The sequence below is a fragment of the Streptomyces clavuligerus genome (assembly GCF_005519465.1).
GTDB lineage: Bacteria > Actinomycetota > Actinomycetes > Streptomycetales > Streptomycetaceae > Streptomyces > Streptomyces clavuligerus.
On record NZ_CP027859.1, the window covers coordinates 629,094 to 649,800 of the forward strand.

Sequence of the window (20,707 nt, forward strand, 5' to 3'; positions counted from 1 at the left end):
AAGGCCGGAGTCACGTGGTTGCCCGGCGTATCGGCCACCTGACATCCGCGGTCGCGGCCGGGGGCCAAGCCTTCGTGGGGGAGGGAGAGGCGGGCCCGGCGAGCGAAGACGATCATGGCACAGGGGTCGCGACCGGCCGGGTCCGAGCGCTTTGGATGACCGAGAATGGTCCCTGCGGGGCCATAACGGCCGACGCGGCTCGCACCGTTGGAACGCCGTTGGAACGGATCGGCCGGGACTCCGCCGGGCGGGAGCACGGGCCGCACGGGAACGCGGCGAGAACGCACCGCTCCCGGGCCCGCTCGGTCGGGGGCCCGGGAACGGGTGGGGGCGGGTCGGTCAGCAGGAGAGACCCGGGAAGCGGACGACTCCCTCCGGTGCGGTGTACGGGCCGCGGGCGGCGAGTGTTTCCAGCCACAGCGGGGAGTGGCCCGGGGTGCGCACGGCCCAGGCCGGTGTCCCGGGCATCACCCGGCCCGCGAGGCGCAGCCGGGGGCCGGGGCCCTCCGGGCCGTGCGGCGCATCGGTTCACCGGCGCCCGCGAAGAGCGCGCGGGCCGTCGGACGGCCGAGGCCGGCCAGGGCGGTGGCGCAGCCTGCGATGCCGCCCGTCGCGCCGTCCACCACGGCATACGGCGCCGACCGGTCGAAGGCGCGTTTGACGGCCCTGTGGATCTCGCGGTCCCGAGGGTGGCCGTCGGCTGTCCGGTACCGCCGCCGGCACACTTCCACATCGTCCTCGGCCATCGGCCATCGGCCGGACCTCGAAGCCCGCCACGGTCGCGGGGGTCGGCGGGGCGTATCCCTCGAAGGCGGTGAGCTGCTCGTGCGGGACGGATCCGGCTGCTCGTGCGGGACGGACCCGATGGAGGAGTACAGCCGGTAGGCGCCGAGGTTGGCCGATACCCGTACCCCGCGCACGGATTCCTGGCCGAGCCGTTCGGCCCTGGCGATCAGCGATTCCCTCAGCCGCCGTCCCACCCCCCGAGTTCCGGGCCGACGGGTCCACGCTCAGCGGGCCGATTCCGGCGACCGCCCCGCCGAGGGCGAGGAAGCCGGAGCCGATCACCGTGCCGTCCGGGTCCACCGCGACCCGGCCGGAGCAGCCCGGGGAGGCCGGCCGGTCGCGCGTCATCTCCATGGCCTCGTCGGCGTCGGTCCACTCGGGCGGCAGATCCAGCTTCGTGTCCCCGACCTCGAAGGCGTCGAAGGCGTCGAAGCAGATCAGATACGGGCCGTCGTCCACCCGGTGGACGGGCACCGGCGGTCCCCGGTCCCGGGCGATCGTGACGCTCTGCTCCGCCACCGGCTTCGTCTCCCGGCACCCGGAGGACAGCGCCCCGGCCGGTCCCGGCGGCGGGGACGACGGCCGCGTCGAGCGTCACCTCCGCGGCGAAGTCCTGTGCCTCCTCGGCGTCGTCCCGCGCGGCTCTTCCTTCACTCCCCGGTGGCGGCGGGGCCCAGCTCCCACACGGTGACGCACGGGGGACCCGGCCGGACCGGGTCGGTGAAGGTGTGGACGAAGGCCGTGGTGCCGGGTCCGGTGGCCGGGGTCAGCAGGCGGGTGGTGATGCGGCAGGTGTCGAAGAGGTACATCGCACGGTGGAAGACCGCTCCGACGGCGCGGAGGGGGTGGGCGGCGCCGGCGCGCCGGACCGGGGCGGGTACCGCGGGGTCCGTGAAGAGGCGTTCGCGGGCGGTCGTGGCCACTTCGACGACCTCGCTGAACGACCACTGGTCGGCGAGCTCGCAGTGGCTGCGGCAGAGCGTGACCTCGTGGCCGGGGGCCCGGAACAGCTCCGTCCCCTCGGGCAGGGCGGCTGCCCGCGCGATCGCCGCGCGGTCCGGCGCGTAGATCTCGTCCGGGCGGAAGGCGCGGAACAGCGGACCGGGCAGGGCGCCCGGCTCCGCGCTCAGGGCCTCGGTCTCCGCGACGGTGACGACCCTCAGGGCCGCGTGGAGCGACCCCACCGGCCGCACCTCGTCCGGGTGGCCGTACCGGAGGGAGGTGATCTCGGCCGTCACCCGGAGGTACGTGGCCGATTCGCTCACCGCGACCGCGCCGGTGATCTGCAAGGAGTCGGCGTCGGCGAAGCGCACGGACGGCTCCGCGTAGGTGAGGTGGACGGTGCTGAAGACGAACGCCGTGCGGTGCTCGTACATCAGGCGGGAGTAGGGCACCAGATGCTCGGCGAGCCACCGGGCGAGGGTGGTCATGACCATTCCCAGCAGCACTCGGGGGCGCAACTGCTCCGGTCCGAACTGGGTGGGGTCGGTGGGGTGGTGGAAGGTGACCGTGCGCACCGCGTCAGCCTCCCGCGATGGCTGTCAGGAACTCGACGCTGTCGCTGTCGGCGAGGGGCGTGGCCAGGTCGGCCGCCCCGACCAGCTCCCCGTTGACGAAGACGCGGTGGGACCGCCGGATGCCGCCCTCTCCGTCGCGCAGGACGGTGCGCAGCCTCGGGTGACGGCCCTCGACCTGGTCGAGGGCCTCCCCCAGGGTGGCGGCGTCCACTTCGATGGTCCGCTGGTAGTCGACGAGCCGGAGCAGCAGCCCGGAGAAACAGAGGGTCATGGTGTGGTGCCGTCCTTCCATGGGTCTTCGCCGGTCCTCACTTCGACGGGACGCGGCGGGTACGGGCAGCCTGGCGGCGGAGCGGAGCGGTGCAGAGCGGTGCGGTGCGGTACGGAGTCAGGGGGACGGGGCGGAGTCGGGCGACGGGGTGGAGCGGGCGCAGTGGGCGGCGGTGAGGGTACCCAGGTTGACGGCCAGCAGATCCTGGGTCCCCGCCACGGCCACCAGCCCGGCGAAGTCCCTCAGACAGGTGCCGAAGTAGGGCTCGCCGTAGTAGAAGTGCCCCCCCAGGGTCTGGAGGGCCTCCTCCAGGACGGACCGTACGCGGTCGACGACGAGGTGCTTGGCCGCCGAGACCAGGGGGTCGAACATGGGGTCGGCCTGCCCGTCGGCGACCCGGGCGGCGGCCCGGTAGAGCAGGGCGCGCGCGGCTTCGACCGCGATGTACATCCGGCCGAGCGCCGCCTGGACATTGGGCAGGTCGCTCAGTGGCCGGCCGTGGCGGTGCGCGGCGTTCACCCGCGCCGCGGCGTGTTCGACGAGGGCGCGGGCCCGGCCGATCGGGGCGCCGCACACGGTCAGCCGACGGGCGTTGAGGAGGCGTTGGGCATGGCTGAGGCCGTCGGTCGGCACGACGACGCGCTCCGGTACCAGGGGGACGGACCGCAGCTCCAGGGCCGCCGCTCCGGAGGTACGGGTGCCGACGGGGTCGAGGGCGCGGACGGTGACACCGGGGTCGGTGCGGTGGACGAGGCAGCCCGCCAGGTCGTCCGTCGCCCCGTCGCGGGCGTAGACGAGGAAGACATCGGCGTGTGTGCCGCCGGTGACGAAGTCCTTGAGCCCGTCGAGCACATACCCGCCGGGGGTCCGGCGCAGGGTGGTGCGGAACGAGAAGGCGTCGGCGTCCTCGCTGTAGGCGAGGGCCGTGCCCAGCTCGCCCCGGGCGGCCGGACGGACATAGCGTTCGACCACGTCGGGGCGGCCCGTCTCCCACAGCGCCCGGACGACGGCGGCCCGGATGCCCAGGATGAGCGAGAACCCGGTGTCCTGACAGCGGTATCCGATCTCCTCCAGGATCAGTGACCAGGTCAGCGGGTCCGCTCCCGAGCCGCCGGCCTCCGGGGGCAGCGGCATGGCCTGAAGGCCCAGGGCACCGGCCCGGCCGAGGAACCGGGAGGGCACCGGCCGACCGGTGGCGTCCCGCTCCGCCGCGCCGGTGTCGACCTCGGCCAGCAGCTCCCCCCAGCGGGCCTCGACCTCGTGTGCCACCTTCCGTTCCGCCCCGGTCGTGGACCACAGCAGATCGGTCATGAACACCCCTCATACCGGTAGCGGTGCGCGAGGGCAGTGCGCGACGACATGCCCGCTGACGTACACGGACGGGCCCCCGCGCACGTTCACGTCCGTGCGCGGGTTCCACCATCTGAACGGAACGCGCCGTCGGGTCCGCGGCGCGCCCGGCTCAGCGCCGCGGTGCCCCGGTCTCCGTCAGCGCGCCGTCGGCCAGCCGCAGCCACCGGTTGACGCCGATCTCCCGGAGGAAGCGCTCGTCGTGGCTGACGATGACGAAGGCGCCCCGGTAGGCGTTGAGGGCGCTCTCCAACTGCCCGGTGCTGACGAGGTCGAGGTTGTTCGTCGGCTCGTCGAGCAGGAGCAGTTGCGGGGCGGGGTCGGCGTACAGGACACAGGCCAGGGTGGCCCGCAGCCGTTCGCCGCCGGACAGCACCCGCACGGGCAGATGGGCGCGGGCGCCGCGGAAGAGGAAGCGGGCGAGGAGATTCATCCGCTCGGCCTCGGTGCGGTGGGGTGCGGCGTCGGCGAAGTTCTCGGCGACGGTGCGGTCCGGGTCGAGCAGGTCCAGCCGCTGGGAGAGATGGGCGGGCCGCCCGTCGGCGCGCCTGATCCCTCCGCTGTCCGGGGCGAGGTCGCCGGTGATCAGCCGCAGCAGGGTGCTCTTGCCCGCCCCGTTGGGGCCGGTCAGGGCGATGCGTTCGGGGCCCCGGACGGTGAGGCCGACGCCCTCCTCCCCGAAGACGGGCCGGTCGCCGAGCCGGACCCGCAGCTCCTCGCCGATGAAGAGGGTGCGGCCCGCGGGTACGTCGGTGTCCGGCAGGTCGAGCGTGAGGCGCTGCTCGTCCCGCAGGGCACGCCCGGCCTCGTCGAGGCGTGCCCGGGCCTCGCCGACCCGGCCCGCGTGCGTCTGCCCGGCCCGGCCCGCCGACTCCTGGGCCCCGCGCTTCATGTTCCCGGCGAAGATCCGGGGCAGACCGGCGTTCTTGAGGGTGCGGGCGGCGTTGCTCTGGCGGCGTTCGGCGCGTTCGCGGGCCTGCTGCATCTCCCGTTTCTCCCGCTTCAGCTCCTGTTCGGCGTTGCGGACGTTCTTCTCGGCGACGTCCTGCTCGGCGCGCACGGTCGCTTCGTACGCGGTGAAGTCGCCCCCGTAGAAGCGCAGTTCACGGCGTTCGAGTTCGACGATGCGCTCCATGCGGTCGAGCAGCGCCCGGTCGTGGCTGACCAGCAGCAGACAGCCGGTGAACTCCGTCAGGACGTCGTAGAGGCGGTGCCGGGCCGCCAGGTCGAGATTGTTGGTGGGTTCGTCGAGCAGCAGCACGGCGGGGCGTTTCAGGAGCTGGGCGGCGAGGCCGAGGGAGACGATCCGGCCGCCGCTGAGCGTGCCGAGGCGGCGGTCGAGGGCGAGGCCGCCGAGGCCGAGGCGGTCGAGCTGGGCGCGGGTGCGTTCCTCGATGTCCCAGTCGTCGCCGATGGTGGTGAAGTGCTCCTCGGCCACGTCGCCCGACTCGACGGCGTCGATGGCCCGGACGACCGCGGCGATCCCCAGGACTTCGGCCACCGTGAGGTCGCTGGTCAGCGGCAGGTTCTGCGGAAGGTGGCCGAGGGCTCCGGCCACCTGGACGGAGCCCGCGCGGGGGCGCAGCTCACCGGCGATCAGCCGGAGCAGGGTGCTCTTGCCGGAGCCGTTGGGGGCCACCAGGCCGGTGCGTCCCTCCCCCAGGGAGAAGGACAGATTCTCGAAGACGGGGGTGCCGTCCGGCCAGGAGAAGGAGAGGTTCGAGCAGACGACGGAAGCGTTGGACATGGCGGAGTACCTCGCGCGGGAGGAGGGCAGGGGAGACGGCACTGCCCTGGAGGACAGGGGGAAGGGGACGACGAACAGACCACGACGGCCGCGCCCATGCGCGGACCGGTGGTCGCTCACATCCGGGTATCACCCGGAGATGTCGTCGTCACCCGCCATGTCGGTCACTCCTCCATACATGATCAACGTCAGCCGCAGCGTATCAGCCCGCGCCGTCCGCAGGGGGGCGGCGCACTCCGCCGTCGAGGCGCGCCCGGCCGGGCGCACGGCCGCCAGGGCGCGCCCGGCACCCCCGGCGTACTCGGCCGTTCAGGCGTACCCGGCCGTCGAGGCCCGTTCGGCGGTCGCGGCGCGCTCAGCCGTAGGGGCTCCACCGCCCGAAGCGGGCCAGCAGCTCGCGCGCCGTGTCCTCGCTCAGACCAAGGGCGGCGGCGGCCTGGGCGGATGTCGCGTCCTGCCGGGCCTCGCGCGCCGCCCAGTAGCCGACCTCCACGGCGATCACCTCCAGCCTGCGGACCGCCCGCAGGGCCGCGAGCGGTGAGCTCTTCGACAGCCTCTCGATCTCCTGCTGCACCTGGGTCAGCAGCTCGGTGAGCGTCTCCGGCAGCGGCAGGGCCGACTCCTCCACCTCGTCGATATGGCTGAACCAGTCCCGCTCGGACGCGTCCGCCGCGTCGTCACCCCCCTCCCACAGGGCCCGTTCACCGATCTCGTCCCAGTCCAGCGGGTGTTCCGTACCGGTCCATCCGCAGGAGCACAGACCGCGGAGCGCGGCGGCCTTCGGCACCCGCGCGAACCGGCCGTCGTAGACGCTCCACTGCGAGACGGACTGCCCGCCCGGACCGGAGGACAGCCCGAAGTACACGGGCTGCGGAACGGTGCCGTCGGCCAGCAGCACCCCGATCGCGCCCTCGTGCGCGGCACCGAACTCCTCCACCGTCCATGTCTCCCGCTCAGCCATGACGCCCTCCAGCCCCTCTCGCCTCTGCCCGGGCACGCCCCGGGCGGCGGGGGCTCCACCATGGCGCAGCGCGGGCGGGCCGTACCAGCGGAATCCCCGAAGGGACGAACGTTTTCCCGCCGCGAGGGTCCCAAGGGCCGAGGGGGGCTGCGCGGCTTGAGGGCTCCGCGATGGTCCGGACGGCGTCCGGGCCCCGCCGTGACACCCGTTCAGTCCGCCGTCGTCAGATGGCGGGCGATGGCGGCGAGGACGGTGCCGCCGTCCGTCTCGGGGGTGTCCGTGGCCCAGCAGACATGGCCGTCGGGGCGGATGAGGAGCGCGGCGGCGTCCGGAGCGGCCAGAACGCCCGGGCCGTCGTCGGTGCGGGTGGCGCGGACGAGGTCGACGCGGGGCGGGAGCCGAAGGCCCGTCGGGACCGTGCCGGTCAGGTCGAGCAGGAGGGCGTGACCCGAGTGGAACAGTGTGGACAGGCGGGTGGGACCGGTCCCGGTGAGCAGGTCGGCGTCGGGCACGCGCCGGCCGACGAGCGGATGCGCGCCGTGCCCGCTGGACCCACTCGGCTCACCGGGTGGTTCGTAGCGCAGGGAGAGGCCCGACATCAGCCCCGCGATACGGCGGTTGGCGTCGGGCAGCCGCAGCAGTTCGATGAAGAGGTCGCGCAGGGCCGCGAGGTCCCCTCCCGGCTCGGGTTCCGCCAGCGCGCGCTGTGCCGAGGTGTGGTGCAGGACCTGGGCGGCGGCCGGATGCCGTTCGGTGTGGTAGGTGTCCAGGAGGCCGCCCGGTGCCCGGTTCCGCACGGTCGCGGCCAGTTTCCAGCCGAGGTTGAAGGCGTCCTGGATGCCGAGGTTGACGCCCTGGCCGCCCAGGGGCGGGTGGATGTGCGCGGCGTCGCCCGCGAAGAGGACGCGGCCCACGCGGTAGTGCTCCAGTTGCCGGGTGGCGTCGCCGAACCGGGAGGCGTTGTCCACGGCGCCGAGGGTGGTCCCGTCCCCGTACACGGCCCGCAGCGCGGTGGCGATCTCCTCGTGGGTGACGGGGGTGTCCTGGTCGGCGCCCGTCCGGTCGGCGCGTCCGAAGGTGATCCGGTACCGGTCGCCGCCGAGCGGGACGAGCATGGACCAGTGGCCGCCCGCACGGCGGGTCAGGGTGCTGATGTGCCCCATCCGCCTCGGTACCAGCGGCGACACGGCGGAGAGCCGGATGTCGGCGAGCACCGCCCGATGGGTTCCGGGCCTGCCGGGGAAGGGCAGCCCGAGCAGCTTCCGCACCGTGCTGTGGGCGCCGTCGCACGCCACCAGCCAGCGGGCCCGCACCCGTGGGCCGTCCGTCGTCACGGTCACCCCGTCGCCGTCCGGCTCGACCTCGCGGACGGCGGCGCCGCGCAGCACCCGCGCACCGGCGGCACCCGCCCGCTCTTCGAGCACGTCCTCGATCTCCCCCTGGGGGATCGCGATCGGGAAGGGGTGCCGGGTCTGCCAGGGGGTGCAGTCCAGCGGCACGGGCAGGGCCGCGAAGTGCCCGGCCACGCCGCCGCCCGGCAGGGCCCGCCGCCGCAGCGGCTCCAGCAGCCCGCGCAGTTCCAGCAGTTCGGCGGTACGGGGCTGGAGCCCGCCGCCCTTCACCTGTTCGACCCGCCGCTCCAGCTTCTCCAGGACCAGGCAATCGACCCCGGCCAGGGCCAGTTCGTACGCCAGCGTCAGTCCGGTCGGACCGGCGCCCGCGATGACGACCTCGGCCTGCTGCTCCGTCGGCACCGTCACTCACTCCCTCTCGGGTCTCACCCCGGCCATGACTCACCTCGGAGTACATGACTCACCTCGGGGTAAATGTATACCGGGTGCAGAAATATCCCAAGGGCAGTGAACTGCTACGGTGGATGCCGTGGACAGCAAGCCAGGGCTGCGGGAACGGAAGAAGCTGCGGACGCGCGCCGCGATCTCCGAGGCGGCGATCGCGCTCTTTCTCGAACACGGCTTCCAGCAGGTCCCGGTGGCGCGGGTGGCCGAGGCCGCCGAGGTCTCCAAGCGCACGCTCTTCGCCTACTTCCCGACGAAGGAAGACCTCGTGGTGCACCGCCTCGCCGACCACGAGACCGAGATCGCCCGCGTGGTCCGGTCCCGTCCGCCCGGCACCGCGCCCCTGGCCGCCGTGCGCGGGAACTTCCTCGGCGGACTGCGTGAGCGGGACCCGTTCACCGGGCTCAACGACCGTCCCGAGGTGCGCAGACTCCATCGGATGATCGTCGAAGCGCCCTCGCTGGTGGCCCGGATGGAACGGTTCCGGACCGGCGCCGAGCATGCGCTCGCCCAGGCCCTGCGGGAGACGGCGGACACGAGCGGACTCACCGCGCGGCTGGCCGCCGTCCAGATCGTCGCGGTGCACTGGGCGCTGGCGCAGGACAACGCGGCGCGCATGGCGGACGGGGAGAGCGCCGACGAGCGTCTCGCGGGCGCGGTGGCCGACGCGGAACACGCGTTCGCGCTGCTGGAGAATGGCTTGAACGGACCGCAGGGCCTGCCTCCCGGGCGGTGACCCCGTTCTCCGGTGGATCAGCGCGAGCGCGATGGCGGGTGCGTGGTCAGCCAGTGGCGCGCGATCTGCTCACGGGTGGTGATCCAGGCCCCGCCGCGCTGGGCGACATGGTCCAGGAAGCCGTCGAGCGCGCGGATGCGGCCGGGGCGGCCGATGATCCGGCAGTGCAGGCCGACGCTCATCATGCGCGGGCGGTCGGCGCCCTCGGCGTGGAGGGTGTCGAACGTGTCGTTGAGATAGGCGAGCATGTCACCGGCGGTCGTGAAGCCGTGGACGAGCAGGAACCTGGCGTCGTTCGTGTCGAGGCCGTACGGCACCACGAGATGCGGACGGCCCGCCGCCACCGTATAGAACGGCAGGTCGTCCGCGTAGTCGTCGGAGTCGTAGAGGAAGCCGCCCTCCTCGGCGACGAGGCGCCGGGTGTTCGGGCCCGTCCGGCCGGTGTACCAGCCGACGGGGCGGCGTCCCACCAGCCGCTCGATGGTCGCGACCGTCCGCGCGACATCGGCGCGCTCGGTCTCCTCGGGCACCTCCCGGTAGTCGATCCAGCGCCAGCCGTGGCCCGCCACCTCCCACCCGGCGGCGCCCATCGCCCGCGCCGCCTCCGGGTTGCGTTCGAGGGCCTGCCCCACCGCGTACACGGTGAGCGGCGCGCCATGTGCCGCGAGCGTACGGTGGACGCGCCAGAATCCGGCGCGCGAGCCGTAGGCGAACATCGACTCGGCGTTCAGGTCGCGCCCGCCCACCACGGGCGGCGCGCCGACGAGTTCATGCAGGAAACCCTCGGAGGCGGGGTCTCCCTCCAGGACGTTCCGCTCGCCGCCCTCCTCGTAGTTGAGCACCAGGCTGACGGCGACACGGGCACCGCCGGGCCAGGCGGCGTGCGGCGGCTCGGCGCCATGGCCGACGAGGTCGCGCTGATGCTCGGGCACGGGCGGCACCCTACCGCCGGATGCCCCGCCACGTCGCGGTGACGGGGCCGCAGGCGGCGTCCGCCTTCCCGGAGTCCGGGGGTGACGGCGAGGGGCCCCGGGGAGCCCGCGGACCTCAGCCGATCGAGCGGGCGCTGGTCAGGGCGGCGCCGAAGCGGCCCTCCTGGGAGAGGGTCAGGCCGACCCGGCTGCCGCAGATCCCGGCGGAGCCGTTGACGGCCGGGCCGACGGAGGTGCCCCGGGCGGCCCACACACAGCCGTCCTCGTTCTCCCCGGGGACACCGACGACCAGCTCGGCCCGCTTGTCCTTGGTGAGGTCGGCAAGATGGACGGTGACGCCGAACTCGTCGTACCCCTCGGCGCCGCCCGGCACCCCCGTGGTGTTCTGCGTGTACACGGCCGCCTTCGCCGTGGTCAGCCCCTTGGCCGAGCCCCGCAGCACCGTCACCGCGCCTGCGCCGTCCTGGCCGCCGACCCGCTCGTTGGGGGCGCCCACGGCCACATCGGCGTACGCGTCCCCGTCGAGGTGACCGACGCTCAGCGCCGCGCCGAAGAGATCGGCGTCCGCCGCCGTGCCGGGCACACCCGGGGTGTCCTGGTGGAGGACGGTGGGCCGCTGCTGCGGGGTGATCCCGCGCGGGCCGCCGTACAGCACCTGGATCTCGCCGCCCCGGCGGGCGGCACCGGGGCCGTCGAGGGAGCTGTCCTGCGCGATGCCCGTGACGAGATCCCCGTAGCCGTCGCCGTTCACGTCGCCGATCCGCCCCGTGTGCCCGTCGGCGTGCGGCAGCCGGGCGGCCATGCCGGTCAGCGGGTCGATGGCGTCGAGGAGCACCGGTCCGCGCATGTCGCCCCCGGTCGGGCCGGGCAGCCAGAACCGGTCCGCCCTGCCGTCGCGGTTCACGTCCCCCATCGCCACGCCGCGCATGGTGCCCAGACGAGTCATGAGCTCGCCCTCACGGGCCTTGCCCGAGCGGGTGAACGGGCCCGTGTAGGAGACGCCCTCGCAGGCCGTGGAGACGCTCACCTCGGGCGCGCCGTCCCCGTTCATGTCGCCCGTCGCCATGCCCTCCCCGAAGCGGCAGTGGGTCAGGCCGTCCCCGAACCCCGGCGGCGGCGCGATGTTCGCGCCGTCCTTCAGCCCCTTGGGCCCGCCCCAGACCACGGTCAGCGAACCGCGCGAGTCCCCCGGACGCACATCCTCCGAAGGTGCGCCCACCAGCAGATCCGCATATCCGTCACGGTCCACGTCGGCGCTCGCCACGAACTGCCCGAAGCCGTCGTCCCGCTCCGGCCCGCCGGGTATGCCCGCCGTGGCCTGAGTGATCACCAACCGCCGCCCCGGCTCCACCGAGGACGCCGCCCCGTACAGAACGACCACGGCACCGGCCCCGGAAACCGTGCCGTTGTCCGCCCCGGGAGCACCGACGGCGAGATCGCGGTAGCCGTCCCCGTTGAAGTCGTCCTGGACGGCGGCGGTGTTGGCCCCCCGGTAGGGGACGGGGGCGGCGGTGGCCGTGGGTGTCACCGAGACGGAGAGCACCACCGCGGGAAGAACGGCGGCGGCGACAGCAGGCAGGCGCAAGAGGACTCCTCTGATTCGGTCATGGGCCGGTCGGTGGCCGGGGCAGGGCGGGGCGGCGGTCGGCGTGCCGAAGGCCGGAAGTGCCTTTCCTGGACAGCGGGTTCCGGACACCTGACGGGTAGTAGACCATCTGTCACAGGGAACACGCACCCCGGGTCGCCTGAGCGATGGCGCCGGACGGGTCGCGGTCGCGCGGGGGAAACGCCCGGGGTCCGCGGCCCGTGGCGACGACCGCCTTCCCGGAGCCCGTGGTGAACGGCCACTTCTCCGGAGCCCGCGGTGAACGGGTCACTTCCCCGGAACCGGCAGTGACGGCCGCCTTCCCCGAGTCCGCGGTGAACGGCCGCCTCCGCGCGGTCGCGGCGCCATGGCCGAGCCGCGACAACCGGCGTACGCCACAGGGGCGGTGCCGCTCGCACGGCACCGCCCCTGCTTCCCGCTCTCTCCTGCGCCGCTGTCCGCCGCCGCGCCTACTGCTCTTCCCGGGCCTGGAGGCCCAGGTCGCCACGGCCCAGACGGCGCTTGCGGCCCAGCTTCCGCAGGACCGGCCACGGGTCACGGACCGAGCGTCCGTACCCCCGCAGCTTGTGCGGATTGCACACCCCGCAGCCCTTGCGGCGGCGGTGAGGTGAGTGAGCCATCTCTTCCTTCCCTACGCGCCCCGCCCTGGGGCCGGCGTAGGGAACACCACGTGATCATCCGACCGATTCTAGTCGGCCGGGATCCCGGCGCGACGTGCGCCCGCCCGCGGCCGTGCGGAGCGCTCCGCACGGGGGCGCGGTCAGGTGCGCCAGCTCTCCGCCACCGCCGGGCGGAGCTGGTCCAGGCAGTCGGCGGCGATGGCGCGGATGGCCTCTCGGCTGTGGTCGCCGCGGGCGTTCCAGATACGGTCCGCGACCTGCATCGCGCTGCCGAACGCGGCCACCGCGATCCTGGGGCGGGGGTCCGTGTCGAGGTCGAGGCCCTCACGGGCGGCGAGGATGCGGGCGATCTTCTCCTCGGTCTCCAGGGAGCGGCGGATACGGACGGCGAGCAGCGCCGGGGTGGACTCGATCACCTGGTAGGTCCGCATGTGCAGCTCGACCGGGACGACCTCGCCGACCGCCTCCTCGATCGTGTCCCAGGCGGCCAGCATCGCGTTCCGCATCGCCTCGAAGGGGGCCTCGTGGGCGGGGCGGGCGCGCAGGGCCTCGACGAAGTGGTCCTCGGAGATCGCCTGCACCGCGAAGGCCACGTCCTCCTTGGCGGGGTAGTAGCGGTAGAAGGTGCGCTGGGAGACGTCCACCGCCTCGGCGATCTCGTCGACGGTGGTCGCCTCGAAGCCCTTCGTGGTGAACAGTTCCAGCGCGGCGCGCGCCAGCGCGTCGCGTGTCCGCTGCTTCTTGCGCTCGCGCCGCCCGGGGGCGTCCGCGGCATCGACTGTCACTGCATGGCCTCGTTTCCTGGGTCGGGGTGCTCCGGCGGGGCCTCCCTGGCGCGGACCCCGTCCGGCCTGCGGGTCTGCCCCACCGCCTACCGATAGTGACAGTCTGTGAATAATGGCGTGATTTGTCAACTGTCAGTCTCTGACATTAATCTCTCCGCATGACCGATCAGACGACCATCAGCACAGCGCCGAAGGCTCTCGACAACGCTCCCCCGGCCCCGGCCAGAGGGCTCCGCGGCCACCCCTGGCTGACCCTCTTCGCCGTCGCGATCGGCGTGATGATGGTCGCCCTGGACGGCACGATCGTCGCGATCGCGAACCCGGCCATCGCGAACGATCTCGACGCGACCTTCGCCGAGGTCCAGTGGATCACCAACGGATACTTTCTCGCGCTCGCGGTGACCCTGATCACCGCGGGCAAGCTCGGCGACCGCTTCGGCCACCGGCAGACCTTCCTCATAGGTGTCGCGGGCTTCGCCGTCACCTCCGCCGCCATCGGCTTCTCCGACAGCATCGCCATGGTGATCACCTTCCGGGTGGGCCAGGGCCTGTTCGGCGCGCTGATGATGCCCGCCGCGCTGGGGCTGCTGCGCGCCACCTTCCCGGCCGCGAAGCTGAATATGGCCATCGGCATCTGGGGCATGGTCATCGGCGCCTCCACCGCGGGCGGCCCGATCCTCGGCGGTCTGCTGGTCGAGCATGTGAGCTGGCAGTCCGTCTTCTTCATCAATGTGCCCGTCGGTGTCCTCGCCCTCGGTCTCGGCCTGGTCATCCTCAAGGACCACCGCGCCGACAACGCCCCGCGCTCCTTCGACCTCGTCGGCATCCTGCTGCTGTCGGCGGCGATGTTCTGCCTGGTGTGGGCGTTCATCAAGGCCCCCGAGCCGCACTGGGGCTGGGGCGGCGGCAGGACCTGGGGGTTCATCGCCGCCGCGGTGATCGGCTTCGTGGTCTTCGCCCTGTGGGAGAAGCGGGTCGCCGAGCCGCTGATCCCGCTGAAGCTGTTCCGTTCCGTGGCGCTGTCCGCCGGTGTGGTGCTGATGGTGCTGATGGCGATCGCCTTCATGGGCGGTCTGTTCTTCGTGACGTTCTACCTCCAGAACGTGCACGGTCTGAGCCCGGTCGACGCCGGTCTCCATCTGCTGCCGCTCACCGGCATGATGATCGTCGGTTCCCCGCTCGCCGGTGCCCTGATCACCAAGGCCGGTCCGCGAATACCGCTGGCCGGTGGCATGATCCTCACCTCGATCGCCATGTTCGGCATGTCGACGCTGGACAAGGGGACCGGCAGCGGACTGATGTCCCTCTGGTTCGCCCTGCTCGGCCTCGGCCTCGCGCCGGTCATGGTGGGTGCCACCGAGGTCATCGTCGGCAACGCCCCGATCGAGCTGTCCGGTGTCGCGGGCGGTCTTCAGCAGTCGGCGATGCAGATCGGCGGCGCGCTCGGCACGGCCGTGCTCGGCGCGGTGATGGCGTCCCGCGTCGACAGCGAGCTGCCGGGCAACTGGGCCGGTGCCGGGCTCCCGCCGATGACGCCGGAGCAGATGGACAAGGCCGCCGAAGCCGTCCAGGTCGGTCTGCCGCCGGTCACCGACAGCACGCCGCCGGAGCTGGCCGCGCGGATGGCGGACGTCGCCCACGACACCTTCCTGTCGGGCATGGGCCTGGCCTCCCTGGTCGCCGCCGGTGTCGCCGCCTTCGCCGTGCTCGTCGCCCTGCTGACCAAGCGCGGTCAGAACGCGGAGGCCGGGGCGGGCGTGGCCCACATCTGACCCAGTGCCCCACTGCCCCACTGATCGACTGACCCACTGATCGACGCCGTGGGTGCCGACGCCCCGCCGGGTTCCCGCCCGGCGGGGCGCCGTCGCGTCAGCCCGCGTTCACCAGACCGTGCGGCGGCACCTTCACCGTGCGCTTGCCGGGGGTCCCGCCGAGGACGACTTTGCGGAACGAGGTGTTGTTCCTGAGGCTGGTCTCGTGGAGCGCCTTGTTCGGGTTGGCCACGACCTGGATCCAGTAGGTGCCGTTCGGGACGGTGGTGATGTCGAAGGACTGGCCCGCCGTCTCCTTGGTGTAGGTGTCGCCGGAGCCGGGCTCGATCGACTGGCGCACGGCCAGCGCGTCCGGTTCACCGAGGCCGCAGGTGCTCGTCATGGCGTCCTCGGGGCGCATATTGGCGTTCTTCACGGTGTAGTCGACCGGCGCGTTGTTCATGAGGCAGAACGCCTCCTTGTCACTGCGCACGACCTCCTTCTTGTCCGCCTTCAGCAGCCGGTAGGCGGCGTAGTCCGTGAAGTGCCAGTGGTCGTGGCTGGGGCGCGGGTCCCACTCCATGGTGCCCGTCCTCGCGTATCCGGCCTGCTTGCCCCGGGCGTCGTAGAAGTACTGGTAGGCGTCCATCAGCCCCTCCTTGCCGGGGGTGCGGAAGCCGTCGACGAGCATACGGCCCGGACCCGCGTTCCAGGTGGTGCTGGCGAAGCCGAGGTGGTCCTGGCCCTCGGGGTGGCCGTCCTGTGCGGTCTGGATGGCGATGTCCCAGGCGGGCACGGCACGCAGATCGGGCTTGAGGCCCGCCGCGGACCGGACGGCGGGACCCGTCGGGCGCTTGGCCGCGGGCTTCAGCGGCGGAGCGAACCGGGAGCCGTCGCTGTAGCCGGGGCCGTCGCCCGGGGACGTGGGCAGCGCGCGGCCCGTCGTCCTCAGCGCGTGCGGGACGCTGGGGAGTTCGGCGCGGTAGACGCTGTCGCTGTCGCCCGCGAGGTGGTCGAGGGCCGCGCCGGGGGCGGCGGCGTCCGGGCCGTGGCCGTCCCCCCGTGCCATGGCTCCGTGCCCGCTGTGGTCCGCGCCGTGCCCGGTGTGGTCCGCGCCATGCCGGGTGTGCCGGGCCGCCGGGGGCTCGCCCTCCTCCGGGGGCAGGACGGTCACCTTCACCTTCAGCGGCCGGTCCGCGACCGCGAGGAGGTCGCGGTACCTCTTGGTCACGGAGATCTTCGCCGTATAGGTGCCGACCGGGAGGTCGAGACGGGAGATGTGCTCGCTGTCGACGGCGTCGGTGGCCCAGCCCCGGTGGACTCCCCAGACCGAGCCCAGGGTGAAGGGGTCGGACGGGCAGCCGTCCGGGTAGGTCCGTTCGGGCTCGCCTCCGGGTTCGACCCGCGCGGAGGCGTTGTTGGGGCAGAAGGGCGCCTTCTGGGAGGCGACGACCCGGCCCTTGGCGTCGGTGAACGTGGTCTCGGTGAAGTCCGGCAGCCCCAGGAAGTTCTTCACCAGCCCCTGCGGCAGGGTCTTGACGGTCACCTTCCCGCCGGTACGGATGATCTGCCGCACGGTGATGGGCCGCTGGTAGTCGGGGGTGCGCTGCGCCCGGAACTCCAGGGGCGCGCCCCTGACGGTGAGGAAGGCGCCGAGTTCGTCGATCGAGATACCGGGGGGTTCGCCCGGCTCCCCCTCGTACCGGGTGAGTTCGACGGACGGGGCCGCCGCCATCAGGCGGATCTCCGGCTGTGTCGCGGCGGCCCGCTCCGGGCCGGGCGCCGCGACGGTGACGCCCGTGGTGACGGCGAGGACCGAGGCCGCGCAGAGCCCCCCGGTCCACAGCCGCTTCCGGCTGATGCTGTTCATGTCTTCCCCCTTCGTCGACACAGGTCATATGTCGCGGGTCAGGTGTCGCGGGACGCCTGTCACGGGACGGGTGTCACGGGACGCGTCCCGCCTCACGGCGGGTCGGGCCCACCGGAGAGGCGCTGTCCGGCGGAACCGTCACCGACCGGTGAGAGGGGAAGGGGGCCCTGCATGGTTGTCCCGGTATCCATGATCTCCTCACCTTTAGCCGAAAAGAGACGGTAGGGCTGATTCCGGACGCCACGCCCGCGAGGGCCGCCCCGGGCCCAGTCGTCGCGGGCCCGGCCGTCGCGGACCCAGCCGCCCCGGGCCCGGCCGTCGCGGTGGGCGGCCGTCGCGATGGGCGGCCGGGCCCGGCGCGAGCACGCCTTTGACCAGCGGCGCCGCCCGTCCATGTGCACTGGTCATACCAGTTGGTATGTATGCTGATCATGGGTACTCGGGGCGCGGATCGCGGCTTTTCTGGGGCCTGTTCGAGTTTTCCCCTCCCCCCATGAGGCCGATGGCGGCCAGCCGTCCCCGGACCCCACCACAGGAAAGACAGGTACCAGCGCCCCCGGGCTGCTTTGTCATGCCCTTGACTACTGCCCAGTAGCCCTGCATCGGCAGCCTCCTGCCTCTTTTTCTGGCATTTATCACTCTTTTTCACTTTTCTATTTTCTCTTGCCTGAAGGAGCTTCCTTTTCATGCACAAGCGAGATCGCCGCTTCCTGCGGCTGGTCTGCGTGGCGATGGGCGCCTTGATGATCGCCCTGTCCGTCACCGCGGTACCCGGGGAAGCCCGCGCGGCGGTCGGACCGCCCAACCGGCTCGGTCCGGTGCAGCTCCAGAATGTGATGAACGGCCTGGCGATCGACGCCGAGGGCGAGCACATGGCCGAGGGTCAGAAGATCCTCCAGTACACCTATGGCGCACGGCGCGGCCAGCAGTGGTGGTTCGAGGCGGCTTCCGGCTCGTCGTACCGGCTGAAGAGCAATGTCAACGGGGCCTACTGCATCGGTCTGAACGGCACCCTCGCCGTGCTGAAGAAGTGCGAGGCCGAAGAGACCACCTGGGAGTTCGACGAGGTCGCGGCCGACCAGTACCTGGTGAAGGCGCCCGGGAGCGAGCGCTATCTCATCGCGCCCACCGAACTGGGCGGCTCCAGCAACCGGGGCGGACAGCTCACGCTCGGCACCCGCGAGGAGGCCCACAAGGGGCGTGGCCGCTGGTATCTGACCGATCTGCGGCTGGAGGCGTTCATGCCCCCGCAGGATCCCCGGCTCGACCAGGTCACCTTCCTCACCACGCACAACGCGTTCAACAACCCCAAGGACGGCTTCCCGCTCGCCGTCAATCAGAGCAACTCCATGGCGCAGCAGCTCAGCGACGGTGTGCGGGGGCTGATGCTCGACATCCACGAGCGGGACGGCGCGGTCCTGATGTGCCACGGCACCTGTGAGATCGGCAGCAAGCCGCTGAAGGACGGTCTGCGGGACGTGGTGGCGTTCCTGGAGACGAACAAGAACGCGGTCGTCACCATCTTCATGGAGGACTACGCCAAGGACCGCGAGAAGCTGGCCCAGCAGTTCGTCGACGTTCCGGGCCTGCTGGACCTGGTGTTCAACCCGGCCGCCCAGGAGGTGATGAGCAAGGGCTGGCCCCGGCTGTCCGAGATGCGCGCCAAGAACAAGCGGCTGCTGATCTTCTCCGACCACGGCGACCTCACCAGGGCCGGCGTGGTCGGCTCCCGGCCCTGGACCGTGGAGAACTACTGGAGCCTCGGCCACGACGGGCGCAACTGGGACTGCTACTCCCGCTGGGACGGCACCCCGCTCACCCACCGGGAGCCCTCGTTCAGCCCGCTGTTCGTGATGAACCAGTTCCGGAGCATCCCCGAGTCGCTCAACGCGCCGTTCGACAACGGTGACAAGCTGGTCGACCGGGCGGTGAACTTCTGCGGCCCCGCGGCCCGCAAGATGCCCAACTATGTGTCCATCGACTTCTACGAGCTGGGCGACAACCTCCGGGCCGTCGACACCATCAACCGGTACCGCTACGTCGAGCGGGCGGAGACGCTCGCCCCGTCCGTCCCGTCGTCCGCGCTGCTGACCTCGGAGAACCGGCGCGGCGCGCTGCCCGGTCTGCCGGACTGGTCGGGCGCGGGCTACCGCGGCGGCGGCCCGCTGCCCGGGAACCAGCAGATCAGCGCCGACGCGGCCTGCCGTGTCACACCGGAGGAGCTGGACCGCGCGTACGGAGTGCGGCCCAACGACAGCGCGGACGACTCCGCGGGGCTCCAGCGCGCGATCGACGACATCCGCGCCGACTGCTCCGGCACGGCCGGTTTTGACCGGAACTCGCTGATCTCCCTGCCCGCGGGCCGGATCGACATCAGCAAGCAGATCTCGGTGGACGCCAGCCATCTGGTGATCCGCGGCCAGGGCAGCGACCCGGCGGGCGGGACCCGGATCGTCTTCCGCCCGGACGCCGACACGCGGTACGACACGCTGACCGCCGACGGCAGCCGCTGGGACCAGGACACGATGACCGCCGGGACCGCCCCCGACCAGGCCAAGGGCGGCTGGGTCTGGCCGGGCCGCGGCCTGTTCCGGGTGCAGACCCGCGAGGTGGCGCCCCGTTACGCCGACGACTGGAAGGCGGCTCCCGCCAACCGCAAGGACCTCTACGAGGGCTCCGTCAACCAGCACTGGGCCTCGGGGATGAAGCTGCGCGGCTCGACGGCCGACCCCGGCTACGCGGCGAAGGAGGGCGGCCGGGTGGTCCCGCTGGACCCCAAGGCGTCCATCGCCCTGTTCCAGCCGGGTCAGCATGTGTGGGTGGGGGCGGCCAACAGCCGTAAGTTCTACGAGCTCCAGACCGCCACGGCCACGGACCGCTACGAGAATCTGCACATGCGCCAGCAGGTCTTCAGAGTCGCATCCGTGGACACGGCGCAGCGCACCGTCACCCTCGACAAGCCGCTGGAGTTCGACCTGCCGGTGGATTCCACGTCGGACGGGTCGGCGCCGATCGGCGACAGCGCCTACCCCAGCAAGGTGATGCCGCTGAAGATGGTGGTCGGCGTCGGATTCGAGAACTTCTCGTTCACGCAGGACATGACCGGTGTGCCTGCCGCGGGTGGTGGAACCCACCATCTGAACCCCGCGCAGGCGAAGAACAACTACGGCAATCTCGCCCCCGAGTACGCGCTGCACGGCCTTGTCTTCAAGTGGGCGGCGGACTCGTGGGCGCGCGGGGTCCGCGCGGACATGACCGGCTCGCACCCGATCGTGACGGAGGTCGCCAAGAACCTCCAGTTCGAGGGGAACCACCTCGACGGCGCCTGGAACAAGGGCAAGGGCGGCAACGGCTACTTCCGCGGCAGCCGGGTCTGGGACTCCCTGTACGCCCAGAACACCACGCGTAACCTGCGCCACTTCACCTTCCAGTGGTCGGCGTCGAACAACGTGGTCTACGGGAACGACTTCGACTCCGACCTCAACCTGCACGGCGGCTGGGAGCGGCGCAACCTGTTCGAGAACAACACCGTCCGGGTGCCGTACGAGCACCGTTCGGGCCATTGCACCGCCCGCTGCGGCGGCGAGGGCGGCGACACCGAGTCCGGTACCTGGTACCCGATCTGGTGGGCCGCCGGGGAGAAGGCGGTGAAGTGGGCCGGTGCGTCCGGTCCGCAGAACGTCTTCCACCGGAACGTCCTGGCCAAGCAGCTCACGCCCGGCGGTCCGTATGTGGACTATCTGCCGTACGGGAAGCCCGGGACCGGGCCGCAGCCGGTGTACCAGTTCGGCTCCGGAGCGGCCGACCCCGGCACGTTCCGTCATCTGACGCGGGGCGGGAAGCCGATCGCGGACTGGAACGGGCATGAGCTGGCGGACTACCTCACCGGCGACGCCGGGGTGAACGCCTCGCGCACGGAGGCAGGGCCGTCGCTCTTCCTCAAGAGCGTCCCGTAGCCGCCCCGCGGGGAAACGGACGG

General features: G+C 72.3%; 15 protein-coding genes. 3 read left to right on the forward strand and 12 right to left on the reverse strand.

Features of this window, described 5'->3' with window-relative positions; translation table 11 throughout:
- Positions 1-467: 467 nt before the first annotated feature.
- From CRV15_RS36135 to CRV15_RS31085, 7 genes are all read right to left on the reverse strand, one after another.
- On the reverse strand, positions 468-746 hold the full coding sequence (locus CRV15_RS36135) for a hypothetical protein (RefSeq protein WP_009999206.1): 279 nt from the start codon (positions 744-746) through the stop codon (positions 468-470).
- Between the two features lie 690 nt (positions 747-1,436).
- Positions 1,437-2,303: a hypothetical protein gene (locus CRV15_RS31060; protein WP_003955178.1), complete on the reverse strand. Its 867-nt coding sequence runs from the start codon at positions 2,301-2,303 to the stop codon at positions 1,437-1,439.
- 4 nt (positions 2,304-2,307) lie between these two features.
- A complete protein-coding gene (locus CRV15_RS31065) occupies positions 2,308-2,574 on the reverse strand; it encodes a MoaD/ThiS family protein (protein WP_230864312.1) in 267 nt (88 codons plus the stop codon).
- A gap of 117 nt (positions 2,575-2,691) precedes the next feature.
- Positions 2,692-3,885, reverse strand: coding sequence for an acyl-CoA dehydrogenase family protein (locus CRV15_RS31070; protein ID WP_003963191.1), 1,194 nt, complete (start codon positions 3,883-3,885; stop codon positions 2,692-2,694).
- Between the two features lie 151 nt (positions 3,886-4,036).
- Positions 4,037-5,671, reverse strand: coding sequence for an ABC-F family ATP-binding cassette domain-containing protein (locus CRV15_RS31075; RefSeq protein ID WP_003955180.1), 1,635 nt, complete (start codon positions 5,669-5,671; stop codon positions 4,037-4,039).
- Between the two features lie 355 nt (positions 5,672-6,026).
- A complete protein-coding gene (locus CRV15_RS31080) occupies positions 6,027-6,632 on the reverse strand; it encodes a hypothetical protein (RefSeq protein WP_009999209.1) in 606 nt (201 codons plus the stop codon).
- Between the two features lie 209 nt (positions 6,633-6,841).
- A complete protein-coding gene (locus tag CRV15_RS31085) occupies positions 6,842-8,392 on the reverse strand; it encodes an FAD-dependent monooxygenase (RefSeq protein ID WP_003963193.1) in 1,551 nt (516 codons plus the stop codon).
- 121 nt (positions 8,393-8,513) lie between these two features.
- Between CRV15_RS31085 and CRV15_RS31090 the strand changes: the two genes are divergently transcribed.
- Complete coding sequence (locus CRV15_RS31090; protein ID WP_029183248.1) at positions 8,514-9,164, forward strand: TetR/AcrR family transcriptional regulator; 651 nt, start codon at positions 8,514-8,516, stop codon at positions 9,162-9,164.
- A gap of 17 nt (positions 9,165-9,181) precedes the next feature.
- On the opposite strand, the gene puuE is transcribed toward CRV15_RS31090, so the two are convergent.
- From puuE to CRV15_RS31110, 4 genes are all read right to left on the reverse strand, one after another.
- Positions 9,182-10,096: an allantoinase PuuE gene (gene puuE / locus CRV15_RS31095; protein WP_003955186.1), complete on the reverse strand. Its 915-nt coding sequence runs from the start codon at positions 10,094-10,096 to the stop codon at positions 9,182-9,184.
- Between the two features lie 115 nt (positions 10,097-10,211).
- Positions 10,212-11,681, reverse strand: a complete 1,470-nt coding sequence (locus CRV15_RS31100) for an FG-GAP repeat protein (RefSeq protein ID WP_003955188.1) — start codon at positions 11,679-11,681, stop codon at positions 10,212-10,214.
- Positions 11,682-12,151: 470 nt separating this feature from the next.
- Positions 12,152-12,322, reverse strand: coding sequence for a hypothetical protein (locus tag CRV15_RS36140; RefSeq protein ID WP_003955192.1), 171 nt, complete (start codon positions 12,320-12,322; stop codon positions 12,152-12,154).
- Positions 12,323-12,462: 140 nt separating this feature from the next.
- Entirely contained in the window at positions 12,463-13,107 is a 645-nt protein-coding gene (locus CRV15_RS31110) for a TetR family transcriptional regulator (protein ID WP_003955193.1), read from the reverse strand.
- Positions 13,108-13,265: 158 nt separating this feature from the next.
- Between CRV15_RS31110 and CRV15_RS31115 the strand changes: the two genes are divergently transcribed.
- Positions 13,266-14,879: an MFS transporter gene (locus tag CRV15_RS31115; RefSeq protein ID WP_003955194.1), complete on the forward strand. Its 1,614-nt coding sequence runs from the start codon at positions 13,266-13,268 to the stop codon at positions 14,877-14,879.
- 97 nt (positions 14,880-14,976) lie between these two features.
- On the opposite strand, the gene CRV15_RS31120 is transcribed toward CRV15_RS31115, so the two are convergent.
- Positions 14,977-16,728: a lysyl oxidase family protein gene (locus tag CRV15_RS31120; protein ID WP_009999212.1), complete on the reverse strand. Its 1,752-nt coding sequence runs from the start codon at positions 16,726-16,728 to the stop codon at positions 14,977-14,979.
- Positions 16,729-17,414: 686 nt separating this feature from the next.
- On the opposite strand from CRV15_RS31120, the gene CRV15_RS31130 reads away from it, so the two are divergent.
- On the forward strand, positions 17,415-20,684 hold the full coding sequence (locus CRV15_RS31130) for a phosphoinositide-specific phospholipase C-related protein (RefSeq protein WP_003963198.1): 3,270 nt from the start codon (positions 17,415-17,417) through the stop codon (positions 20,682-20,684).
- Positions 20,685-20,707 lie beyond the last annotated feature (23 nt).

Bases quoted from the DNA above. Each gene is read 5' to 3' on its own strand.
- CRV15_RS36135 (WP_009999206.1), bottom strand. From the start codon at position 746: ATGGCCGAGGACGATGTGGAAGTGTGCCGGCGGCGGTACCGGACAGCC.
- CRV15_RS31065 (WP_230864312.1), bottom strand. From the start codon at position 2,574: ATGACCCTCTGTTTCTCCGGGCTGCTGCTCCGGCTCGTCGACTACCAG.
- CRV15_RS31070 (WP_003963191.1), bottom strand. From the start codon at position 3,885: ATGACCGATCTGCTGTGGTCCACGACCGGGGCGGAACGGAAGGTGGCA.
- CRV15_RS31075 (WP_003955180.1), bottom strand. From the start codon at position 5,671: ATGTCCAACGCTTCCGTCGTCTGCTCGAACCTCTCCTTCTCCTGGCCG.
- CRV15_RS31080 (WP_009999209.1), bottom strand. From the start codon at position 6,632: ATGGCTGAGCGGGAGACATGGACGGTGGAGGAGTTCGGTGCCGCGCAC.
- CRV15_RS36140 (WP_003955192.1), bottom strand. From the start codon at position 12,322: ATGGCTCACTCACCTCACCGCCGCCGCAAGGGCTGCGGGGTGTGCAAT.
- CRV15_RS31115 (WP_003955194.1), top strand. From the start codon at position 13,266: ATGACCGATCAGACGACCATCAGCACAGCGCCGAAGGCTCTCGACAAC.
- CRV15_RS31120 (WP_009999212.1), bottom strand. From the start codon at position 16,728: ATGAACAGCATCAGCCGGAAGCGGCTGTGGACCGGGGGGCTCTGCGCG.
- CRV15_RS31130 (WP_003963198.1), top strand. From the start codon at position 17,415: ATGCACAAGCGAGATCGCCGCTTCCTGCGGCTGGTCTGCGTGGCGATG.